At 35.3% G+C, this 25,466-nt stretch carries 23 protein-coding genes; 7 read left to right on the forward strand and 16 right to left on the reverse strand.

Annotation, left to right across the window (positions count from 1 at the left end):
• Positions 1–20: 20 nt before the first annotated feature.
• Positions 21–584 (reverse strand): SLOG family protein, encoded by a 564-nt coding sequence (locus G7Y65_RS03925; protein ID WP_042494067.1) that lies wholly within the window; start codon positions 582–584, stop codon positions 21–23.
• A gap of 108 nt (positions 585–692) precedes the next feature.
• On the opposite strand from G7Y65_RS03925, the gene recU reads away from it, so the two are divergent.
• Together recU and G7Y65_RS03935 are read left to right on the forward strand one after the other, a co-directional pair.
• Positions 693–1,319, forward strand: a complete 627-nt coding sequence (recU, locus tag G7Y65_RS03930; RefSeq protein WP_042494069.1) for a Holliday junction resolvase RecU — start codon at positions 693–695, stop codon at positions 1,317–1,319.
• On the forward strand, positions 1,316–3,646 hold the full coding sequence (locus G7Y65_RS03935; protein ID WP_042494071.1) for a PBP1A family penicillin-binding protein: 2,331 nt from the start codon (positions 1,316–1,318) through the stop codon (positions 3,644–3,646). The genes recU and G7Y65_RS03935 overlap by 4 nt, the downstream gene beginning before the upstream one ends.
• A gap of 42 nt (positions 3,647–3,688) precedes the next feature.
• Here G7Y65_RS03935 and G7Y65_RS03940 read toward each other — a convergent pair whose 3' ends face one another.
• The 4 genes from G7Y65_RS03940 to G7Y65_RS03955 form a co-directional block, all read right to left on the reverse strand.
• Positions 3,689–4,429 carry a DnaD domain-containing protein gene (locus tag G7Y65_RS03940; RefSeq protein ID WP_042494076.1) on the reverse strand — a complete coding sequence of 247 codons (741 nt, stop codon included), beginning with the start codon at positions 4,427–4,429 and terminating at the stop codon, positions 3,689–3,691.
• Positions 4,430–5,042: 613 nt separating this feature from the next.
• Entirely contained in the window at positions 5,043–6,338 is a 1,296-nt protein-coding gene (gene asnS / locus G7Y65_RS03945; protein WP_042494078.1) for an asparagine--tRNA ligase, read from the reverse strand.
• Between the two features lie 32 nt (positions 6,339–6,370).
• Positions 6,371–6,889, reverse strand: a complete 519-nt coding sequence (locus G7Y65_RS03950) for a cell wall elongation regulator TseB-like domain-containing protein (RefSeq protein ID WP_042494081.1) — start codon at positions 6,887–6,889, stop codon at positions 6,371–6,373.
• 83 nt (positions 6,890–6,972) lie between these two features.
• Positions 6,973–9,804, reverse strand: a complete 2,832-nt coding sequence (locus tag G7Y65_RS03955) for a helicase C-terminal domain-containing protein (protein WP_042494083.1) — start codon at positions 9,802–9,804, stop codon at positions 6,973–6,975.
• Positions 9,805–10,007: 203 nt separating this feature from the next.
• Here G7Y65_RS03955 and mvk point away from each other — a divergent pair, with 203 nt between their 5' ends.
• The 5 genes from mvk to G7Y65_RS03980 all read left to right on the forward strand — a co-directional run bounded on the left by mvk (position 10,008) and on the right by G7Y65_RS03980 (position 14,770).
• A complete protein-coding gene (mvk, locus tag G7Y65_RS03960) occupies positions 10,008–10,988 on the forward strand; it encodes a mevalonate kinase (RefSeq protein WP_042494084.1) in 981 nt (326 codons plus the stop codon).
• Positions 10,989–11,015: 27 nt separating this feature from the next.
• Positions 11,016–11,999 carry a diphosphomevalonate decarboxylase gene (gene mvaD, locus G7Y65_RS03965; RefSeq protein WP_042494086.1) on the forward strand — a complete coding sequence of 328 codons (984 nt, stop codon included), beginning with the start codon at positions 11,016–11,018 and terminating at the stop codon, positions 11,997–11,999.
• Positions 11,993–13,063: a phosphomevalonate kinase gene (locus G7Y65_RS03970; RefSeq protein ID WP_042494089.1), complete on the forward strand. Its 1,071-nt coding sequence runs from the start codon at positions 11,993–11,995 to the stop codon at positions 13,061–13,063. The genes mvaD and G7Y65_RS03970 overlap by 7 nt, the downstream gene beginning before the upstream one ends.
• 5 nt (positions 13,064–13,068) lie before the next feature.
• Positions 13,069–14,109 (forward strand): type 2 isopentenyl-diphosphate Delta-isomerase, encoded by a 1,041-nt coding sequence (gene fni, locus G7Y65_RS03975; RefSeq protein WP_042494092.1) that lies wholly within the window; start codon positions 13,069–13,071, stop codon positions 14,107–14,109.
• A gap of 118 nt (positions 14,110–14,227) precedes the next feature.
• Positions 14,228–14,770 (forward strand): TetR/AcrR family transcriptional regulator, encoded by a 543-nt coding sequence (locus tag G7Y65_RS03980; protein ID WP_141926978.1) that lies wholly within the window; start codon positions 14,228–14,230, stop codon positions 14,768–14,770.
• A 71-nt stretch (positions 14,771–14,841) separates the two neighbouring features.
• Here G7Y65_RS03980 and yidC read toward each other — a convergent pair whose 3' ends face one another.
• The 11 genes from yidC to G7Y65_RS04035 form a co-directional block, all read right to left on the reverse strand.
• A complete protein-coding gene (gene yidC, locus G7Y65_RS03985) occupies positions 14,842–15,786 on the reverse strand; it encodes a membrane protein insertase YidC (RefSeq protein WP_042494099.1) in 945 nt (314 codons plus the stop codon).
• A 113-nt stretch (positions 15,787–15,899) separates the two neighbouring features.
• Complete coding sequence (locus tag G7Y65_RS03990) at positions 15,900–16,901, reverse strand: nucleoid-associated protein (RefSeq protein WP_042494100.1); 1,002 nt, start codon at positions 16,899–16,901, stop codon at positions 15,900–15,902.
• A 47-nt stretch (positions 16,902–16,948) separates the two neighbouring features.
• Positions 16,949–18,430, reverse strand: a complete 1,482-nt coding sequence (locus G7Y65_RS03995) for a HAMP domain-containing sensor histidine kinase (protein WP_042494103.1) — start codon at positions 18,428–18,430, stop codon at positions 16,949–16,951.
• Between the two features lie 15 nt (positions 18,431–18,445).
• Positions 18,446–19,135 carry a response regulator transcription factor gene (locus G7Y65_RS04000; protein WP_042494106.1) on the reverse strand — a complete coding sequence of 230 codons (690 nt, stop codon included), beginning with the start codon at positions 19,133–19,135 and terminating at the stop codon, positions 18,446–18,448.
• A gap of 90 nt (positions 19,136–19,225) precedes the next feature.
• Entirely contained in the window at positions 19,226–20,002 is a 777-nt protein-coding gene (locus tag G7Y65_RS04005) for a YibE/F family protein (RefSeq protein ID WP_165314651.1), read from the reverse strand.
• 2 nt (positions 20,003–20,004) lie between these two features.
• Positions 20,005–21,120 carry a YibE/F family protein gene (locus G7Y65_RS04010; RefSeq protein ID WP_042494112.1) on the reverse strand — a complete coding sequence of 372 codons (1,116 nt, stop codon included), beginning with the start codon at positions 21,118–21,120 and terminating at the stop codon, positions 20,005–20,007.
• Positions 21,120–22,100 carry a primosomal protein DnaI gene (gene dnaI / locus G7Y65_RS04015; RefSeq protein ID WP_081839331.1) on the reverse strand — a complete coding sequence of 327 codons (981 nt, stop codon included), beginning with the start codon at positions 22,098–22,100 and terminating at the stop codon, positions 21,120–21,122. The genes G7Y65_RS04010 and dnaI overlap by 1 nt, the downstream gene beginning before the upstream one ends.
• A gap of 6 nt (positions 22,101–22,106) precedes the next feature.
• A complete protein-coding gene (locus tag G7Y65_RS04020; RefSeq protein ID WP_165314652.1) occupies positions 22,107–23,459 on the reverse strand; it encodes a replication initiation and membrane attachment family protein in 1,353 nt (450 codons plus the stop codon).
• Positions 23,460–23,483: 24 nt separating this feature from the next.
• Entirely contained in the window at positions 23,484–24,077 is a 594-nt protein-coding gene (gene coaE, locus G7Y65_RS04025) for a dephospho-CoA kinase (RefSeq protein WP_165314653.1), read from the reverse strand.
• A complete protein-coding gene (gene mutM, locus G7Y65_RS04030) occupies positions 24,077–24,913 on the reverse strand; it encodes a DNA-formamidopyrimidine glycosylase (protein ID WP_042494119.1) in 837 nt (278 codons plus the stop codon). The genes coaE and mutM overlap by 1 nt, the downstream gene beginning before the upstream one ends.
• 225 nt (positions 24,914–25,138) lie before the next feature.
• Positions 25,139–25,453 carry a hypothetical protein gene (locus G7Y65_RS04035; RefSeq protein ID WP_042494121.1) on the reverse strand — a complete coding sequence of 105 codons (315 nt, stop codon included), beginning with the start codon at positions 25,451–25,453 and terminating at the stop codon, positions 25,139–25,141.
• Positions 25,454–25,466: the final 13 nt, after the last annotated feature.

Here is a 25,466-nt window from a genome sequence, read left to right on the forward strand (position 1 = left end):
ATAAATGATTTTTGTGATGATTAATAGTCATAATTTTCTAATTGATATTCATCAGCATATTCTTGTAAACGCTCAAAATCAATTAAACGAACAGGATATTCATGATTGTTTGCATGATTTTGCATTGCATTATATTCAAATTTCGCCCGTGAATTAGGCACTTCCGTATCATAAAAAATAACAGAATGTTCAGTATGTGCTAGCATAAAATTTTGATAGTCTTTGAGTTGTTGCGGGTTTTTATAAGGGGTATTAAATACAGAACTATTAAAATCAACGCCCTCTTTTAAAGCATTCAACTTTAATTGCTTAGTTTCTTTCCAATTTTTCCCAAAATCAATAAAGGGTGTCATCATCGCAATTTTAAATTCAGGAAAGGTTGTTTCTTTTAATTGTAGAGCTTGTTCAACCGCCCATTGCTCAATGCCAAGCTGGCCACCTGTAATTAGCCACTCACAACCGTCATTGATAGCGTTAGTCAAAATCTTATTTAATGCATAATTGATGACAGTTAATTTTGAATCTTTGTTATTAAATATTCCTAATTCGTAGTCACGAAATCCAGTTATCCATATACGATTCATCTCTTGCCTCCTTTTATCTGACGATGGCTATTAAATTCATTGAACCTGTTACTATCCTGCTACATTTGGTATAATAACAAAGATAAAGTTTAATTATAGGAGTTCATAATGGCTTTCAATTATCCGAATGGACATTCTTTTAATCAAAAAGCATTTCAAAAACCAATTGTAAGCTATGGTGCTTCACAGAGCAATCGGGGAATGTCATTAGAACATGATATTAATGAAGCGAATAAATATTATTTGGCAATGGGTCAGGCGGTTATTCATAAAAAACCAACACCAGTCCAAATAGTAAATGTTAGCTACCCTGCTCGTGCAGCAGCGAAAATTACCGAAGCTTATTTTCGGCAAGCTTCAACAACAGATTATAATGGTATCTATAAAGGCTATTATATTGACTTTGATGCTAAGGAGACAACCCACAAACGATCGTTTCCTTTAAATAATATTCATGAGCACCAAGTTAAACATCTAAAGGCAATTGTTAAACAAAATGGATTAGCTTTTATGATTATTAGATTTACCGTTTTGCAAGAAACTTACGTTGTATGGGCAAAATTAATTTTTGAATATTGGGATAATAGAGAAACCGGTCGGAAATCTATTCCCTATGAAGAGATTGCTAAATTTGGTGCATTAGTTGAACAACAATATAATCCAACTACTCCCTATTTACAAGCAGTTGATAAATTACTCATAGAATGTAAAAAAGAAGGAGATAATTTAATATGACAGAGAAAATGTCACGTGTTTCGCGAGGACAGCAGAACACGAATAATAATAAACGGCCGTCTCAACCTAAGAAAACAAATAATGAGAAGACTAATTCTAAATTTAAACGTATTGCAAAGTACACCATTTTAGGTTTAATCATTTTAGCTGTTGTTGGTGGTTTGAGTGGTGCTGGATTATTTGCTTATTATGCATCATCTGCCCCAAAAGTTACGAATGCGGCGTTAGTGGGTACATCACAAACTAAGTTTTTAGATCGTGATGGTAATGTTTTTTATTCGACTGGTTCAAAACGTGAAAGTGCGCGTCAAAGTGAGATTCCTAAACAGATGCGTATGGCAATCGTTTCAATTGAAGACCGACGTTTCTATAAGCACCATGGTGTAGATCCTCGTCGAATTCTTGGTGCCGCTTTTGCGAACGTCACTGGTTCATCTTTGGGATTACAAGGTGGGTCTACCCTAACCCAACAATTGATTAAGTTGACGGCTTTTTCAACGAAGTCTAGTGATCAAACATTGAAGCGTAAAGCGCAAGAAGCGTGGCTAGCTCTAAAACTTGAAAAGCAATATTCAAAGAATCAAATTTTAACCTTATATATGAATAAAGTTTATATGGGTAACGGTGTTTATGGTATGAAGACTGCTGCTGATTATTACTTTAATAAAGATCTTTCTGACTTAACCGTACCACAAATAGCTTTCTTAGCTGGTTTGCCACAGTCCCCTTCTGGATATGATCCCTATTCTAATCCAAAGGGTGCAACTAATCGCCGCAATGAAGTATTAACGGCTATGGCAAATAATGGTGTGATTTCTCAAACTGAAGCGAAAGAATATCGCAATACACCTATCACAGATGGTTTAGCTAAAGAACACGCTTCATTAGATACTGAAGATAATAAAGTGGATGATGCTTATATCACTTCGGTTCGTAATAAATTAACAGATCTTGGTTATGATTTGAATAAAGATGGTTTAGTTGTACAAACTAATTTGGATTCTAAGGTACAACAACGTGCATATGATGTAACGAATACTAATGATTATGTACAATGGACTGATGATATGATGCAAGTTGGTTTGACGGTTACTGACCCTAATAACGGACAAGTTATTGCACAAATTGGTGGTCGTAAGCAAAGTTCTTTGCAAGGAACTAATCGTGCAACAAATACTGGTCGTTCTTCTGGTTCAACTGCTAAACCATTAGTTGATTATGGTCCAGCAGTTGAAAACTTAGATTGGTCAACTAATCATTCATTAAATGATGCACCATACGTGTATCCAGGTTCAAACATACCGGTTTATAATGCTGATCGTCAATATCAAGGTAATATTACGATGCGTAAAGCACTTGCTCTATCACGAAATATTCCGGCAATTAAAACATTACAAGAAGTCGGCTATGATAATTCGGCTAAATTCTTAAATGGCTTGGGAATTCCCATTAAAAGTGACGAACTAGTTGCTTCTAGTGCAATTGGTATCAATGTATCTAGTGAACAGGAAGCAGCAGCTTTTTCAGCCTTTGATAATGGTGGGACTTATTATGAGCCACAGTATATTTCTAAAATTACAGATCAAAGTGGCGCCGTTAAGGAATTTAAAGATTCTGGTAAACAGGCAATGAAAGGCTCAACAGCATTTATGCTAACTAACATGATGAAGTCAGTTATTACTGATTCATATGCTAAGATAATTAATACTTCTGATTATGCACAAGCTGGTAAAACTGGTGTGACAGCCTATGATGATAAATTAAATATGCCGGATGGGTCTGCATCGGATGCTTGGTTTACTGGGTATACAAAGCAAGCAGCAATCTCTGTTTGGACTGGTTACGATCAACCTAATGAACCCGGTCATTCTCTAGCTGCAGGTGAACAACAATTTATCCCATTACGTGTATACAAGGCGCTGATGGATTATATTATGTCAAATGCTAATGCCGATGGCACTGATTGGGAAATGCCAAATAGTGTTAAGAGTACAACGATTAATGGTATTAAAGAGTATTCAGTCGTTGGTGCTAATACTTCAGCAGAGAAGGTAATTAGTCAACCTGTAAGACGAACACCTACAACGCCTAGAAGAAGCAGTAGTTCATCTTCATCAGTCGTTCAAGAACCATCAAGTAGTTCATCTGAGGCTGAAGAACCAGCCTCATCATCAACCTCAGAACAACCGGAGAGTTCATCAGAATCTAGTGAACCAACCTCCTCATCAACTAGCAGTGATGAGAATTCAGAAACAACCTCAAGTGACAGCACGCCTTCATCAAGTTCAGGTGAAAACGAGCAGCCAAGTGAGTCAGTATCACAATAGTTAATAAAAACGAGACAACTAAAAATTTGGTTGTCTCGTTTTTTATTTGAATTTATTCCAATCAACATTAAATATATCGATGTCAAGCGGGATATCAATTGCTTCGTCTGACTGTAATTGTTTGTACTGCTGATGTTTATTTTTTTCATTCGTAATATCATTTAATGAATGATAATTTTTTTTCTGCCATGATACCAAAATAGTTTCAATATATCTTAGGTTTAAGGCACCATTCAAAACAGCTTCTTGGACAGCAGCTTTAATAAATAGTGGCTTAAAATGGTCAATATCAAACCAGTTTTTAATTGTCTCCATTTCAATTTGGCTTAATGGACGTCCAAATTCTTGCTCAATTAAATTATAAATGTCTGCCCGCTTAATTTGACCCTCTTCAGTTGCGGGTAATCCCTGTTTATCAATACGATCGTTTGTACTTTCTTGATTCACTTTAATCTTAAATAAGGCAACGTAAAGGGGCATAAAATCTAGTTCAGTAGTAACCCTACCATCATTAGCATGACGACTATTAAATTTAACTAAGCCTTTCTTGCGCATTTCTTCTAAATGAGAAAATACCTTTTTAGCTGACCAACCTAATACTTGACCAATTTGTTCTGTGCTAGGTTCTAAATCACCATGATCAGCGCCCATTTTGGTTTGAATATATACTAATAATTCATCATTGTTCAGGCCGATTTCACGATAATGTTGTAATAAAAAATTATTCAACGTTGTTTGACCTGACTTTAAAAACGACATCAAATTGTTTTGATCAATTTCCATTTTTTGACACCTTTTCAATATAATACTTAAATTTGTTCATAAAATAATAAGATTATCCAAATGGAAAACCTTGATTTGTTAATTTTCATTACGTATTTTTAAATAAATTACCAATAGTAGTAACAATTAATACCGACTAATATTGGTAAATGAATAGTTTGTTGATTAACAACCCTTATTAAAATAATACCATCTAGCATACCATATATCATTATGTTAAGAAATGGTGATTCGAATGATGAGTTATAGCTCATACTAGTAACACACGTTATTTTTAGTTAAACAACTATAGATATTGAATTTATGATGGACTTTTGATAATTTTTTATTTTAAGTCCCATTGTATAAAATAATTACTAAAGTCTTCTACATGTTCCCTTGTTATTATACCTAAAATAAAAATCACTAATTTGGTTGTTAGGCATAATAAAGTTATCAACCAACTAAATTTTTAGATAAAATATAGTAAAAACTTGGTTACTTTTTTGTGGGAAAATTGTGGGAATTTTAGCGTATTTTGTCGAATATTATCGTACATTACAGAACAAATAAAAACCGCTACAAACATTGCCATAACAGAGTTTGTAGCGGTTTAATAGTATTTGTATTCAGCTTATGGCCATAGTCTGTTCATTGTGCGTGGAAACGGTATTGCTTCACGAATATGCTCTTCGCCAGTGATCCAAGTTACAGCACGTTCTAGTCCAAGTCCAAATCCAGAATGAGGTACAGAACCATACTTACGTAAATCTAGGTACCATGAGTATTCATTAAGATCAAGACCTTGCTCTTTAATGCGCTTCTCTAGATAATCATAATCAGTATCACGCTCAGAGCCACCAATGATTTCACCATAACCCTCAGGTGCTAACAAGTCAGCAGAAATAACAACGTCATCACGATCAGGATGGCGTTTCATATAAAAGGCTTTAATGGCCTTAGGGAAATTAGTAATAAATACCGGCTTTGCAAAATGGTTTGCTAAGAAAGTTTCCTCAGGTGAACCAAAATCAACCCCCCATTGCACATCAAAGTCATTATCTTGCAATAACTTAATAGCATCATCATATGAGACACGTGGATATGGTAATTGTGTATATGACTTTAATAGATCTTTATCACGACCTAATAGATCCAATTCATATTCATTACGGTCCAAGACAGCTTGAATTAAGTAAGCAATGTAACGTTCTTGAACTTTTAATGAATCTTCTTGAGTCATCCAAGCCATTTCAGGTTCAATCATCCAAAATTCTGTTAGGTGACGACGTGTCTTTGACTTTTCGGCACGGAAAGTTGGCCCAAAAGTGAAAACCCGTCCGAAAGCCATGGCACCAGCTTCGGCATATAATTGACCTGTTTGTGAAAGGTATGCATCTTCGTCAAAATATTCAGTGTGGAACAATTCGGTTGTTCCTTCAGGTGCTGAACCTGTCATTAATGGTGAATCAATTTTAATAAACCCTTCTTTATTAAAGAATTCGTATGTCGCAGCAATCAAAGTATTACGGATACGTAGTACAGCAAATGGCTGAATGTGACGTAAATATAAATGACGATGATCCATTAAGAACTCTGTTCCATGTTCTTTTGGTGTAATTGGGTATCCCTCTGATTCACCAACAACTGTTAAATCTTTGATTTGCATCTCGTAACCAAATGGTGAGCGCTCATCAGCAACAATTGTCCCAATTAAATACATGCTTGTTTCTTGTGTAAGAGCCTTTGCTTTAGAAAAAATATCTTCACCAACATTAGCTTTAACAACAACACCTTGGAAGAAAGCCGTACCATCACGTAATTGCAAGAATTGCATCTTACCTGATCCACGTTTATTTCTTAGCCATGCACCTAAACGGACTTCTTGGCCAACATAATTTTTCGCGTCTTCAATGCGAATTGTTTCCATTATTTTGAGCTCCTTTATGGTTAATAAATATTTTATAAATGACGAATAGTCTGTACTTGTTTACCATTTGAAAATTGGTATGTGATAAAGTTTAAATTGTCATCTTTGTCAATAAAAGTAACTTGCCAAACTGGCACTTTTTCGTATATTGCTAAACCAATACTAGTTACTTTTTGTGGATTAAATTGTTTATCTACTAATTTTCGAACGTCTTTTTCTGACAAACCATCGGCCATATTTATAGTTGTTAGTTTATTTGATTTTCCACGAGCAATAACACCAACTTGTTCGTGCTTTTTATTTTCACCGATTGCACTATAATATGTGTTTTGCCGTGAAATACGATAAAATTTTGATACAGAGGATAACTTATTCGATTGCTTAGCAACTTTTGTTATGCGCTCTTTGGCAGTATCAATAGGGCTTTGCGCTTTTTCTAAAATTGATATACCAATCAAAATGATGACTAAAAATATTAAGATACCAAGTAACCAGTGTCGAAGCCGCTTACCACGATATCCGTGAATTGTTGATCGCATACGCATCTCCATGTCACTAAGCTCCTTTATAATAAATACTCTTTACCCACTATAAAAACAAACCACTTATTACTTTACCAAATTTTTGTTCCTTATTAAAGATGTTTATGTTCTTCTGCAAAAAAATTCTGTAAAGTTGGGACGATTTTATCATCAGTTAGTTCTTTTTGCGGTAGATTTGTTGGTAACATTTTGCGTAATGTTTTACCATATGCCTTCGTTAAAATACGAACATCATAAATAATAATGGCACCATAATCTTCTGGTGTTCTTATTAAACGACCAATACCTTGCCTTAATCTAAGAACTGCTTTAGGTAAGGTACTTTGGTAAAATGGTTGCTTACCTTGAGCAGTTAAAACCGCTTCCTCTGCTTTTTGTAGCACTGTATCTGGACGGTCAAATGGTAATCGTGCAATAACAAGTAATCGTAATTGGTCACCTGGTAAGTCAATGCCTTCCCAGAAACTGGCAGCGCCTAACACCACAATATTTTTTTCGGACTGCATACGTTTCCTAATTTTACCACGCGTCCCAGTTACGCCTTGCGCCAAAATTGTTAACTTACTTTGCTGTAGTTTTGGGTTAGCTTGCATTTGATTGTACACTTGTTGAATCATTTCCAAAGAATTAAACAAAACTAGTGTATTTTTATTTACAGCTGTTGTGACGTTGACTAATTGATTTGCTAAATAGTTTACAAAATGCTTATCTGTTGGTGCTGGTGCATTTTTAACCATCAAAAGTCTAGCCTGCTTTTCAAAATCAAAAATATCAGGATAATGACGTACCGTTGCTGTTTCTTTATCTATATTTAATCGATCATATAAATAACCTGATTTCGTTGATGTAAATAAAGTTGCACCGATAATTGTTGGTGGCATGAAATGAGGATAAACTTTTTCTTCAAAATAATTTAATGTATGTAATAATCCACCACTTAACTTTAAATTACTACTATCATGATTTGGCGCATCAGTTAACCAAAAAATACTGGCCTTCGGAAAATCAACCAAGTCTTGTTGGAAAATTGTCAATTGTTTTTCATATTGACTAATACTATCTAATAAACGCCTAAAATCAGCTAATTGTTGTCTTTCTCCTAGTGAAAATGCAATTTTAGAATCACTAAATTGTCCTAATAAAATTTGTAATGAATCTTCTAAATGCAATACTTCTTTATGGATACTAGTGACATGATTTGCTTGATCAACCCAAAACTGAGCAAAATCATTATTGGCCAAAGCAATTTCGTATTGGCCCTGTGTTGCTGGCATTTTTTTATTTAATAAAAAACGTCGGTATAAAGCAACTTGTAATTGCGGAATTTCATTTGAGATGATTTCTAAAGATTGCAATAAATGATTTTTTAATCGTTCACCACCAATAATACGGTGCAAAATATCACCAATAGCTGGTTTAGTGTCTTGTAGAATTAAATTGATTGCTGTTTGCACTCGAGCTAGCCATGTTTGAATTGGTAGCTGATGGCGACTTTGATCTAAAACAGCTGAAGGTAAGTTTTGCGCTTCATCAATTACTAAATAAGGCTTATTTTTTTGATCACCTAATTCACTTGCATATTCTGCTAAATAATTATGGTTAACGACTAAAAATTGCGCTTGTTTTGCTAAAACATGTTGTCTTTCAAAAAATTCGTAACCATAGAATGGTGAGCCTGTCGGATTATTAGCATTTTGTGATAGCTTTGCGATAAATTTTTGTTGTGCATTCATTAAATGCAACTCATCAAAATCACCACGAACTGTTTCGGTTAACCACACTAAAATTTGTGCTTTAATAAACTGTAATGATGTAGTCCCTTCATCAATTTGCAATGAGCGTTTAAAACTTTGCAAATTCAAATATTGACGCCGTCCTTTTAGACTAACTGCCCGAACTTCAAAAGGTAAAATATCATGTAATGTCGTATTAATCGTTTCAGTAACCTGTGTTTGCAAGGTAATAGTTGGTTCCGTAATAATAACTTGTTTGTCTGAATCATTAGCTAAATAAGCAAAAGGTAACAAAAAGCCGAGTGTTTTGCCCATACCAGTTGGTGCTTCTGCAACAAAAGCAGATTCTCCTGGCACTGTTGAAAACGTTGGCTTTGTATAGTGTTTCTTTATGGCATTCATCAATTTAGCTTGTTGCTCACGGTACGTTAAAGTTTCGCCATACAGTTGTTGTTTAGCTGCACGTTTAGCCGGATAAGACATATTTTTTGTGTTACTTAATGGCTCAGGATCACTGAAACGATGAATTGCTAGCCCATCTATTACTTGTAAGTGTTTTGATAACGGTTGACGTAATGACTTTGCTTTTAACAGTGCTTTTTCAAACAATTCTTTAGAATCCTTTGGTAATACCAAAGGTAAATCTACTAAAGATTGTAAGGTCACTATCGGTAATGATTCTAGCCGAGTGATGATTTTAATTAATAAAGCAGCTGTTGCTAAAGCGTCACTATCTGCTTGATGAGGCCGCCCATGAGTTAAGGATAAATAAGTTGTCAAATCTACTAAGCGAAAGCCTGGCGCTGTTGGCCACACAATTTGACTTAAGGTAACAGTATCTAAAGCTACCAAGTCTAATTCACGCAACCCTGCTCTTTTAAATTCGGCATTTAAGAATGGTAAATCAAAATTGACATTGTGCGCGACAAAAATGGTTCCTGACAACATGGTATGAATTGATTCAGCAATATCTGAAAACAATGGCGCCCCTTCTACCATATTTTGTGTGATACCTGTCAACTGCACAATATTTCGTGGAATAATTTCCCTTGGATTTATTAAAGTTGAAAATTGATTAATAATTTTTTTGTTTTGTACGAACGCAATCGCAATTTGAATGATGCGACCTGATTCGCTCGTTGTACGAGTTGTTTCTAGATCAACAACTGCATAGATGTCTTTATTTAGCATCGAAACGCACCACGACTTTCTCTTATAATCTTAGGTAAATTATAGCATATTTATACAGCTATATTTATGTAATCTGCTATTGGATTATGTCACAATCATATAAAGCATATTCTAATATACTTTGTTAAGAATCGTGTAAAATTAAAAGGGATACATATATTTAAGCTTATAATTATATGATGTAATTAGCCTATGAATTTGATATGATTAAAAAAGCTACAATAAAAATAGAATGGATTGGTAATTTCAAAGTGAAAAAACCAGGAATCGGCGTAAGCCATGCCAAAGTTATTTTACTTGGCGAACATGCGGTCGTTTATGGCCAACCAGCCATTGCACTTCCCTTACCGGATTTGGCAATGACTGTCAAAATAGAACCACGCGAAGCAGGACAGGTAATCTTGTCTCAATCCTATCGCGGTTCATTAGAAGCAATGGCAGAAGTTTATGAAGGTATTCGTCAGCTGATCATCAGATTATTACGGTACTTTGATGCAGCAGATTTGCCTTTTACGATGACCATTACTTCTAACATTCCACAAGAACGTGGTATGGGTTCATCCGCAGCAACAGCTATTGCAATTGTTCGTGGTTTGTTTGATTTTTTCAATAAGCCTCTTTCAAAATCAGAATTACAACGTTGGGCAAGTATTGAAGAATCAATTACTCATGGGTCACCTTCAGGTCTAGACACTGCAACGGTTGCTAATGACCAAGCAATTTGGTTTGTTAAAGGCGAACAACCCCAAAAAATAAATGTATCACTAGATGCAACACTTATCATTGCCGACACAGGTATTCAAGGACAAACAGGAATGGCCGTGGCAGTTGTGCGTGAACATCTTTTTAATGAACCTAAAACGACACAGCACCATATTGATAAAATTGGGGAAATTGTTAAAAATACTCGTATTGCTATTTCGGAGAATAACGTCCTTAAATTAGGGCAATTTATGAATAAAGCACAAAAGCATTTAGAAGCTTTGGGTATTTCTCATCCTAAATTGGATGAGTTAATTTCAGCAGCTCGCAATGCTGGTGCGTTAGGCGCTAAACTTACTGGTGGTGGTGTTGGTGGCACAATGATTGCACTAACTCAAAATGCCGAGCAAACAACTAATGTTTTAACCGCGTTAGAAGCTGCCGGTGCGCATGAGGTTTGGACACAAACGTATAGTCATTAATCATTTTTAGCATTAGGAGTTTTTAAGATGCATTTTACAGCACGTGCGCATACAAATATCGCATTATTAAAATATTGGGGTAAAGCAGATACTGCTATCATAACACCTACGACGACATCAATATCTTTGACGCTTGATGAATTTTATACAGATACAACTGTTTGGTTTGATGAAAGTTTAACAGCTGATAAATTTATCTTAGATAATGAAATTATAACTGGACATGCCCTGCAAAAAGTTAGTCGTTTCCTTAACATTGTGCGACAACAAGCAGGTATTGCTAGTTATGCATCAGTCATTTCAACTAATCATGTGCCAACGGCAGCTGGCTTAGCATCATCAGCTTCAGCATTTGCAGCCTTAGCTGGTGCTGCTAGTAAAGCAGCTGGGTTAGATTTAACTTTAACAGAACTTTCGCGTCTAGCCCGTCAAGGATCGGGTTCGGCAACCCGATCAATTTTTGGTGGCTTCGCGCAGTGGACACCAGGCAATGATTTAACATCAGTAGGTTCTCCATTACTAGCTGATGCAGATTGGCCAATTCAGTTGATGACGGTTGTTATTAATGATCAACAAAAAGAAGTTGGTTCTCGTGCCGGCATGCAACATGCTATGACAACTTCCCCTTTTTACGATTTATGGGTGAAAACAGCTAATGAACAAGTCAATCAAATGATAACTGCAATTCATGAGCATGATTTAATGACTATTGGCCAAATAGCAGAAGCTAATGCGCTTCAAATGCATGCAACTAATATGACAGCCGTTCCCCCATTTAACTATTTAACTGATAAAAGTTGGGAAGTTATTTTGATGGCTCAAGAATTACGACAAAAAGGAATTCCTGTTTATGCCACAATGGATGCCGGACCAAATGTCAAATTAATTTCTAATCCTGCTGATACTGAGGTCATTAAAGAAGCGCTGTTAGCAATTGTTTCAGATAATCAAGTTATTAATGCGCACCCAGGACCGGGAATTCAAATCAATGCAGGAGACTCCATATGTTAGTGACGGCACAAGCGCCTGGTAAATTATTTTTAATTGGTGAATATGCGATAACATTCCCTTTCCAAAGTGCAGTCGCCTTTGCAGTTGATAAGTATGTTACCGTAACAGCTGAAGCAAATGATACACGAGTGGTAGATATCACAAGTGACCAACTCGGCAACTTAAAAATACCTTTTGAACACTTACAAAAATCACTTACCATGGATAATTGGCAATTAGTAAAAAGAACGATAGCTGTTTTATATCAATATTATTTTAAAAATATTGCTGTTTATAAAGGATTAAAACTTAATATTACAAGTGATTTAACTTTTCAAGGTAAAAAATTAGGATTAGGATCATCTGCCGCAGTAGTGATTGCGCTTATAAAAGCATTTAATAAAGTATTTAATTTAAAATTGTCAAAGCAAGAACAATTTAAATTAGGTGCCATTGTTATGCTCACCCTACCGCAATTTTCTAAAGGATCAATGGCTGATGTTGCTGTGGCAACTTATGGAGATGTTTTGTCTTATCGTAAATTTGATGATGCCTTTGTGAAACAACTATTAACTAATGGCACAGATTATGCAACGATTATGCAACGTGATTGGCCTGGTTTGGATATCAAAATTTTGCCATGGCCTGATGATTGGCAAATTGCAATTGGTTGGACAAAAACACCCGCTGACACACAAGCGATATTGAATCATGTTATGTCATCTGAAAAAATAGCAACCGCAAAAGAAGAACTTGTCCTAACAACAAAGCCGCTCATTGATAAATTTATTTCGGGTCTTGAAAATAACGACTTTGAAATGGTATCTCAAAGTATCCTTTTAAATGCTATTAACATTACTAATTACACGAATGCAGTGGCAATTAATTATTTAACAGACAGCTTAACGAATGCCCTTAATATAGCCAATGCCTTACATATACCAGCAAAAATTTCAGGGGCTGGTGGTGGTGATAACGTTATCGCAATTACAACTCATAATGAAAATAAAGAAAAATTACAAAAGGCCTGGCAACGCTCTGGTATTATCCCACTACCCTTGCATATCGCAACTTTAGGAGAATAAGCAATATGGAATCAGCACACGCACATCGAAAAGATGAACACTTGGCATTATCTGAAGCTGAGTATCGACAACAGCAACCAGTATCATCGTTAAAACAAGTTCGTCTCATTCATAATAGTTTACCTGAAATAAACATTGCTGATGTTTCTCTTGCTGTGAGAGATGAAAAGTTTAATTTTACAACACCGTTTTATATCGAAGCGATGACTGGTGGTAGTAATCGAACAGGTAAGATCAATCAGCAACTTGCTCAGGTTGCTCGTCAAACTGGTATCGCCATGGCAGTTGGTTCGCAGAGTGTGGCACTAAAAGATAGTGATGCTATTGAAAGTTTTACAGTCGCTCGTCAAACTAACCCTGATGGCTTTATTATGGCAAATATTGGTGCTGGACATCATGCTAAAGCTGCACAGCAAGTTGTTGATATGATTGGAGCTAATGCTTTAGAAGTTCATTTAAATGTCCCACAAGAAATTGTGATGCCTGAAGGTGATGCAGAATTTATTTGGTTAGATAATATTGCTGATATTATCCAAACTGTTAATGTGCCTGTCATCATTAAAGAAGTTGGTTTTGGTATGAGTGCTGAAACCATTCAAACTTTATATAATATGGGTGCTGAATACGTTAATATCGGGGGCCGTTCTGGCACTAATTTTGCAGTTATTGAAGATAGACGTAATCGTGAACAACATAAAAGTTTTGATTTTCTATATGATTGGGGCCAAACAACAGCGGAAAGTTTATTAGAGGCACAATCCTTAACGAAAGCCCCTATTATTTTCGCTACGGGGGGTGTTCAAGATCCCTTGGATATTTTAAAAGCCCAAATTATGGGTGCAAAAGCAGTCGGTGTGGCGGGTCATTTTCTACATACTGTCCTCCAAGCTGGTCCTGAGGGATTGGTTGACGAAATTTTAAATTGGCAACGACAATTAAAAAAATTATACGCATTAGTTGGTGCTAAATCAGCAGATGATTTAGCAAATGTGCCCTATATTTTATCTTCAGAATTATTAAATTATAAGGACCAACGACATTTATAAAATTAACGTTTTATTAGCGTTTTAAAAGTTTTTCTAAAGCAGGTAAATTGAACCTTCATTTTATCTGCTTTTTTTACTTACATTCTTGATAATGTCGTAAAATAAAAATATGAAAAACATGTTAACAGAAAGTATTCGTCAACAAACTGATGATCAAATAATAGATGCAACGCTGACCTTGTTGCAAAGCCAATCTTATGACCAACTTGCAGTTACTGAAATCACTCGCAAGGCAGGCGTGTCACGGATGGCTTTCTATCGCCACTTTGGTACAAAAGAAGCTGTCATCCAAGCTATTGTTATGCAGTTAACGCAAGACTTTGAAAAAGAAGCCGATGAACTTCCCTTAAATGCAGAAGCTATTTCACGTGCCTTCTTTGGCTTTATTAAAGCAAATGGTATTGCAATTGCTGTTCTACTAAATGCCGGCTTACGCGAACAATTCTACCCACCTTTACGTGATATCTTACATGGGTTATACGCTAAAGGCATCCAAAATGCAGCAACTGTTAATCGCTCTATTGATTACGTTTCAGACTTTATTGCTTCTGGTATGCTGGCTTTAGCTATTCGATGGATTGCAACTGGAGCACATGAATCAATTGATCAAATGGTTCAAATTGCTAATAATATGACTAGTGCACATCAAGCTAGCATTTAGCACCTAATAAAAAAGGTATTGATAACCAATCATGTAAATGATTGTGATTATCAATACCTTTTTTATTATACCTATTTACGGTTTTGTTTACCCGCATTACGACCACCCTTTGAACTATTATGTTCTTGGGTTGTAGTCGTAATATCTTTACGGCTACCGTTTTGTTGCTGTTGTTGTTCTTGAGCGGCCTGCATTGCTTCTGCAAAACGACCGGAAGGCTTTGCTTGAATTTTACCAGCTAATGCATCATCAACGACATCTTTGACTTCAAAAGTAGCATTAACTTGGGCCTTCAAGCGTGGACGCCAAACAATTATAATTAGTGTTTGAAGAATCATAACCAGTGCACCTGCAAAGAAGTACAATGCAATACCAGCATTGGTTACCCATGTCATAAATAGCATCATAATTGGCATAACATACATCATCATTTGCATTTGCTTCTTTTGTTCAGCAGGAATACCAATTAGTGATAGATATGCCTGAATACCATAAGCGATCGCCGTAGCAATGGCTAAAATTGGCGCATGTGAGGCTAAATTAATACCAAAAAATGTTGCGTGCGCAATTTCATTTGAGTTTTTAATAGCAGCGTACAGACCCATGAAAATCGGCCATTGAATGATTAGTGTCGCAAAGTTCATACCACCAAGCAATGATACATTATTTTCACGATATATTGTCATCATTGCTTGTGATGCTAACATTTGTTCTTCTTGAGATTGTGCACTTTTTTGTGCTTCTTGAACCTTTTTTAATTGTGGTTGTAATAAACGCATTTTTTCTTGTTGAATTGTTGCGTTACGTTGCTGGTGTATCATCATTGGTAACAAAATCAAACGGACAACCAATGTCAAAATAATAATTGACCAACCAACGGCATTGATACCACCAATTGCTGTCTCAGACCAGTGCATAAAGTCTGTTAGTGGCCCTTTTAAGAAGTCAGCATGTCCTGTAACAAACAAAACAACTAATACAATTAATAGTATCGGGGTTAAACCTTTAATTTTCATGAAGTATTTTTTCCTACCTATTCATTTTCGTATTCTCTTATTTCAAATAACAATTATATCATGAAATGTATGATATATTTAGAATTTTTATTGTGATTAAAACGACATCTATTTTATGAATTAAATTTATTAATTATCGACTCAATATCTTTAATAATGAGCGACATCGTGCCATCCGGTTTATTAATAAATTCTACTTTACTTTTATCTTGATAGATATCCATTGGAATTGAAATTTCAATTCCTGAATCTAATTTAAATCGTTGTAAACGATATTTTTTCTCAATGCGTTCGGTATTGGGAACATTAATATCAGGTTCTAATTTTTTGGTATCCATAATTTGTTGATACGCTTGCTGTGCAGATATATTGCCTTTAAAAACGGATTCAGCTATTGCTGAAGTTTTAATTTCGCCATCATCTTGAACAGTATCAAAAATAGTATTTTGTGTTTCAGCTAAGACTTCATGTTCAGGCATATCGAATTTATTAGCAACTGATTTGACAGCTTGTTTGATAACTTGAATGTTATCTTTAGTTGAATTTTCAGGATGAATTTTTAAAAAGTTTTCAGAAAAATAATTTGTTCGATGACCGTCAATTAGATATTTTTTTTCGATTAACATATAAATGCCACTCATTAAATTAATGATGATTCCTTCATCAACCTTTTGAGTTGCTGCGGGTAAGACAGCTTGGTTTAACACAAGGTTATTAACAAGCTTTTCATCTTGGTATTCTACTGCATGTGTGTAGCGTGGCGTAAAATTTAATTTTAAAATGCTGAAAAAATCGTCAGCACCCTCTGAAAATTCTATAACTAATAAGTCACCAGCTGGAATCGTTTCACTTGGCGCAATGACGTCGAATAATTCTTCTGCTAAAATCGTTGCTTTTGTGGCAAACGATTGATTATTAACATCAGAAATTTTATTGGTAATGTCATCATTATCCGTTAATTGTCCTGTTTTATAATCACTATTTTTAAACTTTTCAATTAATTTTTCAATGTATTCATGCAAACTAGGTTGATTAAGATCTAATTCATCCTGAGATGCAATTAAATTACCACTATTTTTATCTAGTACATGCAAAATAACGTGTTTTATAATCATATTATTCCTTTACAGTAGAAAAGCAGGTTAATAACTCGCCTGCTCTTCTACTTATTTTTATCTTGATTTTTAATAGGCAACGTAATTCTAAAAATAGAACCCTGCCCGATAGCAGATTCTAATTGAATTTTACCACCATAACCTTCAACTAACTTTTGAGCAATACTTAGGCCTAAGCCATTGCCTCCTTGTTTACGAGAACGTGCTTTATCAACACGGTAAAATCTATCAAAGACCCGACTCGCATCTTCAGGACTAATTCCTTCACCAAAATCTTGCACTGCTAATTCAACTAATTTACCTGAACGTGAGGCAGCAAAATGAATTTCACGACGTTCTTGACTATATTTAACAGCATTGTCAGATAAAATGATTAAAATTTGTTCTAAATGATCACGATTCATATTAACAATAGTTGGACCCTTTAAATCATCATCAATTCTAAAAGTAAAATCTGGATGAATCATCTTAAAATTAGTATAGATACCGTTTATTAATTCTTTAGCATCAGTATCACCTTCACGGAAAGTCAATTCAACTTGATCAGCTCTGGTTAAGTCTAACATTTCAGAAACTAAACCTTCCATACGACTAATTTCTTGTAAGGATGCACTAATTGACTCATCTAAAATTTTTGGATCATCTTTTCCCCAACGGTTCAACAATTCCATATGTCCTTTTACGATGGCAACTGGTGTCCGAAGCTCGTGAGAAACATCTTCAACGAATTGATGTTGTTGTAGGATAAACCGTTGCATTTTATCAAGCATATCATTTAATAAATTAGATAAGTCGGTTAATTCATCTGGTTTACGGCCGTCTGTACTAACGCGGACTTGGGCTTGTGGGTCACGATTAATTGTATCAACTGTTTTTTTAATGCTATCCATTGGCCGTAGAAAGAAACCAGCGAGCCAATAACCCCAAAGTGCAATTAAAAATATTCCTAAGATAATCAAAATTGTAATAATTGAATAAACACGATTAAATGTCTTATGATAGGCTGTCAAATGATTCTCAATAACAACATGACCAATAATTTTATGATTCGCATCACGAAGCTCCTGATGACCAACTAACATTTTAGTACCTTTTATTCGTTCAACACGAACAATTCGTTTGTTCGTTTCATGGAACGGGGTTGGTTGGTCTCCAACTGGATAAACTTGGTTATGCTTTTGATCATACACACGAATCGTATAGTCTTTACGAGCGACTTGTTGCAATACCGGATCGTTGACCACGTCATTAAAATCTTTACTATCCGGTTGTAATACTTGATCAATTTTAGTTGGTAACAATTGTGAGGCATTAATATTTTGCAAACGATTTGTAACGGCATTCAATGAACTAGTTACCTGATGTCTTTCTGTTGACATCATTTGCGTTGCAAATGCTTGCATGACAAACCATGTAAATATAATAAATATTAAAAAAACACCAACAACAGAACCAAGGGCCCATTTCCATTTTAAGGAAAGCCCCTTTTGTTGTGGTGTTTTCTCAATAATGGATGATGATCTACCCATTAATTTTCCTCCAAATTACTGACGCATAACGTATCCAGTACCGCGAACCGTTTGAATATAAGATGCTCGTGAATCAGGTTGATCAATCTTATTACGAAGATAACGAATATAAACATCCACAACATTTGTTTCAATTTCAGAATCGTATCCCCAAACCTTTTTTAGTAGTTCCTCACGAGATTGTACAACGTTGATGTTTTCCATCAAAATCAAAAGTAATTCATATTCACGCTTGGTTAAGTTGATAATTTCGTTACCACGACGAGCAATACGATTTTCTTTTTCAACAGTCAAATCACGATATCGCACAACACTTTGATGCGTGCTGTGTTCTTCTGTTTCAATATCAATACGACGTAACAATGCTCGAACACGGGCTAATAATTCTTCGATTGCAAAAGGTTTTACAACATAATCATCAGCACCATAGTCCAAACCTGATACACGATCAATAACGGAATCACGAGCGGTCATCATAATAATTGGTGTGTTTTTTTCTTCACGCAAACGACGTGCAACTTCTAAACCACTTAGTTCTGGTAACATTAAATCAAGTAAAATTAAATCATAATCACTTGCTAAAGCGGCATCTAAACCACCACGTCCATTATCTTCAACATGGGTTTCATACCCTTCATGCTGTAACTCTAGCTCAACAAAACGAGCTAAGTTTTCTTCATCTTCAATCACAAGCACACTACTCATACGCTATACCTCTGGTTACTTTCTTACAGGATACAATCATATCCCGATAATGACATATTTACTTTTATCATAACATGACTTTCTCATAAATCATAGCTTTTCCCCACTAGTATGGTGTTTTTGCCGTTTTTGATAAAGTAAAAAAATGCCAATTGTGACGGGTAATGTTAGTAAAACACCTAATAATGCATATAATAATGACAACATTGAAGATGTAAATAGTTTAGCATTAATAATCTCACCAAAAGTGTATTGCAACTTACCAAACAATACGGCCAAACTTAAAAAATCCGCTAAAAATCCAAACAATACAGTATTAACAGCCGTTCCAATAATCTGTTTTCCTAGTACTTGACTGACATCAATTAAATCCTTATTACTAATATTTGGACGTTCATTTAATAATTCGCCGACCCCTGTTGTAATGGCAACAGATGCTTCTGCAATGGCGCCTAATGTTGCTAATAAAGCTGCCACAATCCCCAATGTACCAAAATCAATATTAATTGCTAAAGATAATCCTTCTAAATCTTCTGAATTTTCTTCAGCAAACCCTTGGGCAATTACAAGATGTTCAGTTGGTAAAATAACAACTAATAACATAATCATTACTAAAAAACTTGCTAATAGTGCAATCGTTGTGGTTCGTTCATCAGCACCAGCACTTAAAACAGTGACAGTCAATAAGCAACTTCCCCCAATTAAGAGTACCCAAAAAGGATTGAATTGAAAGCTGATTAAAAGCATCATGACAACCAAGATTGCAAAACTAATCCATAAACTAATAAAGGCACCAATACCTTTTACACCACCTACAACTAACATTAAGACAAATAGAATAATTGATAACATCAATAAAACACTCATGCTTATATTTTTGCCCCCATTTTCTTTTGTCGCCACTTATGTAAAATCCATACCCAAAAAATACCAGCTGGCACAGTTAACACAATACCAATTGCGCTAATCAACGTTTGTACCATGCCTAACGATAAATTCATTGTATAAGTGAACCCCCAATTATTACCATTTCTTAAATATAAAATGGCCATTGGAATTTGTTCAGCAATGAAAATTAAGAACAGCGTATTACTTAAAGCTCCAAAAATTTCTTGTCCAACATGACGACCAGTAATTAAAAGCTCTTTAATACCAATTTCTGGGTGCTCACGTTCCAAACTAAACAAAGTTGCTATCATATCAGTGGCTTCATCCATGACAGCTCCTAAGACACCTACTAATGTCATTGATAGAAACATTGGCTGTGGCAATTGCGTGATAAAAGACATTAATTCAAAGTGCAAGCCTTTCCCGTTAGTGACATTAAAGACCAATAAGCCAATTAACATTGCAGCAGTTGTGGATGTTATGACGGTTAACAAAACAGTCCAGGTTAACCGACTCTTGATGCCCATAACAAAGATTAGCGTTAACATTGATGCAACAATACTAAATAGAATAAATAGCCAAAAAATATTTGCCTCTTTGGTTACGAAGTTCAAATAAATTGTTCCAATAAATAAGATGACATTGATTATAAGTGACAATATCATGAAACTACCAGCTTTACCCATTGATATAATCAAAAGCCCCATTACCATAATTAAAATAGGAATCCAAAAACTATCACGTTTAAAATTTTTAAGGCCCCAAGCTTTTTCGGATTTAGCTAAAAAAATCTGATCATGTTTATTTAATGGTTGTGTAATAGCTTGGGCATCGTCATAACTATTAATAAATGAAACTGTTTTACCTTTATTTTGGGTATTTAACAGTTTAACAGACACTTTTTGGTGATGTTGCGTTACTTTATTGCCATATTGATCTTGAAGCGTCTTAGAAGATACTTGCTTGACTGATGTCACTTCACCGATACTATCTTGATACCAACTTGCATTATGACGTAAGACAACAAAGCTGGTAAGCATCAATATTAGTAAAACTAGTAACTTTAAAAAAAAGTGGTTAATTTTTTTTGTGTTCATTAATCAAGCTCCCGACGATTATCGCCAGCCATTTGCACTTCTTTTGATAAATATCTAATGCGTTGCATTAAACGTTCTGCTTTTACGGGTTCAGCCCCGTCTTTAGTGATTGTAAAATGTTCTTTTTCTAATTGTTTCATTGAGAAATTCGATGTAAAAAAGGTTGTCAATTCATTTTGCATACGATATTCCAAAATAACACCTAAAATATCATCACGAACCCATGCTGTTAATGATTCTGCCCCAATATCATCAATAACGAGAATTGGTACTTGTTTAATCGCATTAATTTTGTCTTGCGGTTGTTCATCAGTTCCAATAGCACTACGTACTTCTACCACAAAACTTGGTAAATGAATAAGTGTAACTGGAATACCCTCTTGGGCTAATTCATTAGCCATGGCACCCATTAAATGCGTTTTGCCAATGCCATACGCTCCGTGAAGATACATGCCACGATGGAAATCGTCTGGCCTTTTAATGTAGGCATCAATGAAACTTAATGTTCCCGTAAGTGCAGCCAAACGATCAGAATCTTCATCGGAAAAATCATCCAAACGGGCCCTTTTAATTAGTTTAGGCATCCCAATGGATTTGACCAAATTGGCTTGCATACTCATACGTTGTGCTAGTTGCGTTGCTTCGTCGGGTTCATAAATAATCACAATACGATTTTCAACAACTTTTAAAGCAGGGACATAACCTTGATGAACTATTTTTTGCCCCTTTTTAGCTTTATGTTGCTGAGAATAAAACTCGTACAAAACAGCAAAATCGCGTTCTACAATATCCTTTGACAGACTATTTTTATATTCATTAAAAAATTGACGGATTTCCGAATCTTGGTAAACAGCCCTCTTTAAAGTTTGAAATCGACCATTTAATTGTTTTTTATCCATAAAATCACGTAGCGCTTGCCCCATATTCATCGGTGTATCAGAAGTTTGTGAGTCATGACTTTTAAAATTTTGATCACTCATCGTTTCTTATGTCTCCTTTGGGTTATTTTTGTTACGACGTGCTCTAATAGCTTCAAGTGCCGCCCGTGCTGATTTCGCATCTGATTGTGAAACAGATGTTCCATGTTGATTTTCCCAATCTGGACGCGTTTCTTGCTTTGAATTTTTATTAGTGTTTGACCATTTCTTATTTGACGACTGTGTTGTGCGTGTTTGTTGCCTTTTATTACGGCGTTGTAAGTATTGAAGTGCACTTACTGCATCTGTAACCCCGTTTTGTAGCCAATCATTGACTAGTGTCTGTAAAATCGTTTTATTTAAGGTTGTTCTTTTCTCAATAACTGTTAGTTCATACAAAATAATATTTAATACTTCTGGTGTGACAAGCTTCATTTGTACAATATCAGACAAGGCTTTAATTTCATTATCCGCGACAAAGCCATTTTTCTTTTGGCGTAAATTTTTCAAAAAACTTAAAGGAGAAGTTGTTTGTGCAATTTGTACGATTTTACTTGCAGGATCATCAGCATTATTAACTGAAGATGACGCTTTTGCGGGTTCAGTCGTCTCAATTTTAGCTGTACGAACCTGTGAAATTTGAGACTGCTTAAAATTATTTTCTAAATATTTTTTAATAGCTGGCAAATTAATTTGCTGAGTTGGCGTTGTTGTCGCTTGTATAACGCGAACAAGTTCCAAATCAGTTAATCCATATAATGATTTATAAATCATTAAGTCAACTTCATTTTTTTGGAGTACATTTTGTTTAATATTATATGACTGCAACATATCACTCAATAGATTAATGTCTAAAGATTTCGTCGCTTTTCGAATATTCGATGATAAAGTATTTTTTTCATTCGTTTCCGCTAACGGCGCATGATTACGTTTAATAAAACTTTCTTGTCCAACTAAATCAAAAAATGTGGTAGAAACATCATCCCCAGGAATATTAGTATTATTAACTTTCTCTTCACTAACTAGATCATTAAATAATTCATCCCCCAAATAATGGGCTAATAAGCTCGATAGTAATACGTCAGATAAGAAGGCACGAGTTGTCAAAGGTGGAAATATTTGATAAGCCCACTGTGTCGCAAAATTTGTCGTCTGTTTAAAGGTTTTGACTAACCCCATTGCTTCTAATTTTTGTCGTGCAGTAAGAAAAGAATGTTGATTCATTGCAAGTTGATCTAGTATATCAACATGGCGGTGCTTGGGTTGTGCTGTTTCCCCCATTGTTGCCCATGCCAAATATAGTGTATAAGCATCTCGACCAATAATGGGTAAATATACCTTAGTCAATGACCGTACAGACGTCATGTCAATTAAGTCATCATAAATTAAGCGATAGCGTTGTTGATTTGAAAAATCTGCCATGAATCTATTACTCCTTTCTGAATATTAAAATAAGATTTGTTCTATAACCTGGTCAACTTGTTTGTATGTATCAGCAACTGACCCTGAATTATCAATAATATAATCTGCTAGTTTTTCCTTTTCGGATAATGGCATTTGTGCAGCAACACGATCCTCTGCTTCGGTTAGTGTTAATTGATTACGCGCCATTAACCGTTCTAATTGAATTTGTTTTGGTATGGTTACTAGCATGACTGCATCAGCGCCAGCAATATTATGATTTTCTAACAATAATGGAATATCTAGCACCACTAACGGCGTGTTTTGTGCCGCTAGTAGTGCTAATTGATCTGTCATCATTTTCTGAATACGTGGATGCGTGATGGCATTTAATTTTTCTCGCGCTTGTGCGTCGCTAAACACAATTTGACCGAGTGCTTTACGGTTAAGTGTATGATCATCTTGTAAAATGGCATCACCAAAATATGCAACAACTTCAGATAGCCCTGGCGTACCTGGTTCTACCACTAGTCGGGCAAACTTATCAGCATCCAATACAGGGATATTTTTAGAAATTAAGTAATCTGAAATTGTTGATTTCCCAGTTGCAATACCACCCGTTAACCCTAGCTTAAACATTATTTTAACCTTTCTACCTGGCAAACTGGACAATAAGTTGTACCACGTTGCGCTACTTTTGTTTTAAGCAACGGTTCGCCACAACGTAAACAAGGTTGACCAGCGCGACCGTATACTTGTAGTTCATTTTGGAATTCACCAGCATTACCAAATACATTAGTAAAACTATGTACAGTTGTTCCATGGTGTTCAGTTGCCCGGGCTAGTTCATGAATAATATTTTCCCGTAAAATCGCTAACTCTTCAGTTGTTATTTTATTAGCGGATGTTAGGGGATGAATTTTTGATTGCCAAAGCGTTTCATCAACATAAATATTACCTAAACCAGCAATATGGTTTTGATTTAGTAAGAATGGTTTTACATGCATTTTTGACTTACCAAATTCACTAATCATATAGTCAAGAGTTAACGTCTCTTCAGTTGGTTCAGGACCGATTGTTGCTAATCCAGCAACAGTCATTACCTTATCATTCGGTACAACATTCATACGACCAAACTTACGGGTATCACGATAAAACAAATCTATGCCCTCATCTAAGTGAAAAGTGACTAAATCATGCTTACCAGGCTGTGTCCCGGTTGGCACCGTATAGTAAGAACCTTCCATTCTTAAATGTGAAACCATTGTGATATCATTTGTAAAACGGAATAATAAATATTTACCACGTCGATCAATTTTTATGATTTTTTGATTACGCAATGCATCATTAAATTCTGCTGCAGTAAGACCACCAACAGTCTTTTCCCATCTAACCTCTGTGCTTTGTACAGTTCGTCCGGCAACTAAATTTGTAAGTCCACGACGGACAGTTTCTACTTCTGGTAGCTCTGGCATATCTCTTGTAAACCCCTTTATATCAACGTTTTAAAAATTAATCTTAACAAAAATCTTAACTAAGTTTTTTTATAAAAGAACTTGATTAAGTTTAACCTTGCATTTTTTATTCTAATATCTATTATACTATCTTATCTGAAACATGAAAAAAAGCCCACCAAGTTATGCAATTTAGCATAGCTCAGTGGGCTTAATTTTATTTAAGTTTAGTTAGATCTTTCAAAATTATTTATCAGTCACTGCTTGTGTTATGTCATTGGCTTTTTCTTGTTCATGTTCCTTACGTTGCTTATCAGACGTATTGGCAATGTCAGCTGCTTCTTTTTGTTCTTCATCCCACTTAGTGCGTGCATCTGCCAAGGCTTGTTGCAATTTTTGATCATTAGCTTTATCTGCACGAGATAAGCGATCAGCCACTAATGAATCAATATGCGCTTGCTGCTCTTCAGTAAACGTTACTTCACGATTATCTCCAGGCTTATTTTGGTTTTGCGATTGTCCTTCGTTCGCATTTTGTGTGCCAGTATTCTCATCAGCCATGTTTTCACCTCCG

It is taken from the genome of Weissella sagaensis (assembly GCF_010306265.1).
GTDB lineage: Bacteria > Bacillota > Bacilli > Lactobacillales > Lactobacillaceae > Weissella > Weissella sagaensis.

Coding starts and splice junctions, on each gene's coding strand:
- G7Y65_RS04005 (WP_165314651.1), bottom strand. CDS start 20,002: ATGAGTGTTTTATTGATGTTATCAATTATTCTATTTGTCTTAATGTTA.
- G7Y65_RS04000 (WP_042494106.1), bottom strand. CDS start 19,135: ATGAGTAGTGTGCTTGTGATTGAAGATGAAGAAAACTTAGCTCGTTTT.
- dnaI (WP_081839331.1), bottom strand. CDS start 22,100: ATGAGTGATCAAAATTTTAAAAGTCATGACTCACAAACTTCTGATACA.
- G7Y65_RS03980 (WP_141926978.1), top strand. CDS start 14,228: ATGTTAACAGAAAGTATTCGTCAACAAACTGATGATCAAATAATAGAT.
- mutM (WP_042494119.1), bottom strand. CDS start 24,913: ATGCCAGAGCTACCAGAAGTAGAAACTGTCCGTCGTGGACTTACAAAT.
- G7Y65_RS03940 (WP_042494076.1), bottom strand. CDS start 4,429: ATGGAAATTGATCAAAACAATTTGATGTCGTTTTTAAAGTCAGGTCAA.
- asnS (WP_042494078.1), bottom strand. CDS start 6,338: ATGGAAACAATTCGCATTGAAGACGCGAAAAATTATGTTGGCCAAGAA.
- G7Y65_RS04020 (WP_165314652.1), bottom strand. CDS start 23,459: ATGGCAGATTTTTCAAATCAACAACGCTATCGCTTAATTTATGATGAC.
- coaE (WP_165314653.1), bottom strand. CDS start 24,077: ATGTTTAAGCTAGGGTTAACGGGTGGTATTGCAACTGGGAAATCAACA.
- G7Y65_RS03955 (WP_042494083.1), bottom strand. CDS start 9,804: ATGCTAAATAAAGACATCTATGCAGTTGTTGATCTAGAAACAACTCGT.
- G7Y65_RS03995 (WP_042494103.1), bottom strand. CDS start 18,430: ATGGGTAGATCATCATCCATTATTGAGAAAACACCACAACAAAAGGGG.
- G7Y65_RS03970 (WP_042494089.1), top strand. CDS start 11,993: ATGTTAGTGACGGCACAAGCGCCTGGTAAATTATTTTTAATTGGTGAA.
- mvk (WP_042494084.1), top strand. CDS start 10,008: ATGATTAAAAAAGCTACAATAAAAATAGAATGGATTGGTAATTTCAAA.
- G7Y65_RS03950 (WP_042494081.1), bottom strand. CDS start 6,889: ATGGAGATGCGTATGCGATCAACAATTCACGGATATCGTGGTAAGCGG.
- G7Y65_RS03990 (WP_042494100.1), bottom strand. CDS start 16,901: ATGATTATAAAACACGTTATTTTGCATGTACTAGATAAAAATAGTGGT.
- recU (WP_042494069.1), top strand. CDS start 693: ATGGCTTTCAATTATCCGAATGGACATTCTTTTAATCAAAAAGCATTT.
- fni (WP_042494092.1), top strand. CDS start 13,069: ATGGAATCAGCACACGCACATCGAAAAGATGAACACTTGGCATTATCT.
- G7Y65_RS03935 (WP_042494071.1), top strand. CDS start 1,316: ATGACAGAGAAAATGTCACGTGTTTCGCGAGGACAGCAGAACACGAAT.
- yidC (WP_042494099.1), bottom strand. CDS start 15,786: ATGAAAATTAAAGGTTTAACCCCGATACTATTAATTGTATTAGTTGTT.
- G7Y65_RS04010 (WP_042494112.1), bottom strand. CDS start 21,120: ATGAACACAAAAAAAATTAACCACTTTTTTTTAAAGTTACTAGTTTTA.
- mvaD (WP_042494086.1), top strand. CDS start 11,016: ATGCATTTTACAGCACGTGCGCATACAAATATCGCATTATTAAAATAT.
- G7Y65_RS04035 (WP_042494121.1), bottom strand. CDS start 25,453: ATGGCTGATGAGAATACTGGCACACAAAATGCGAACGAAGGACAATCG.
- G7Y65_RS03925 (WP_042494067.1), bottom strand. CDS start 584: ATGAATCGTATATGGATAACTGGATTTCGTGACTACGAATTAGGAATA.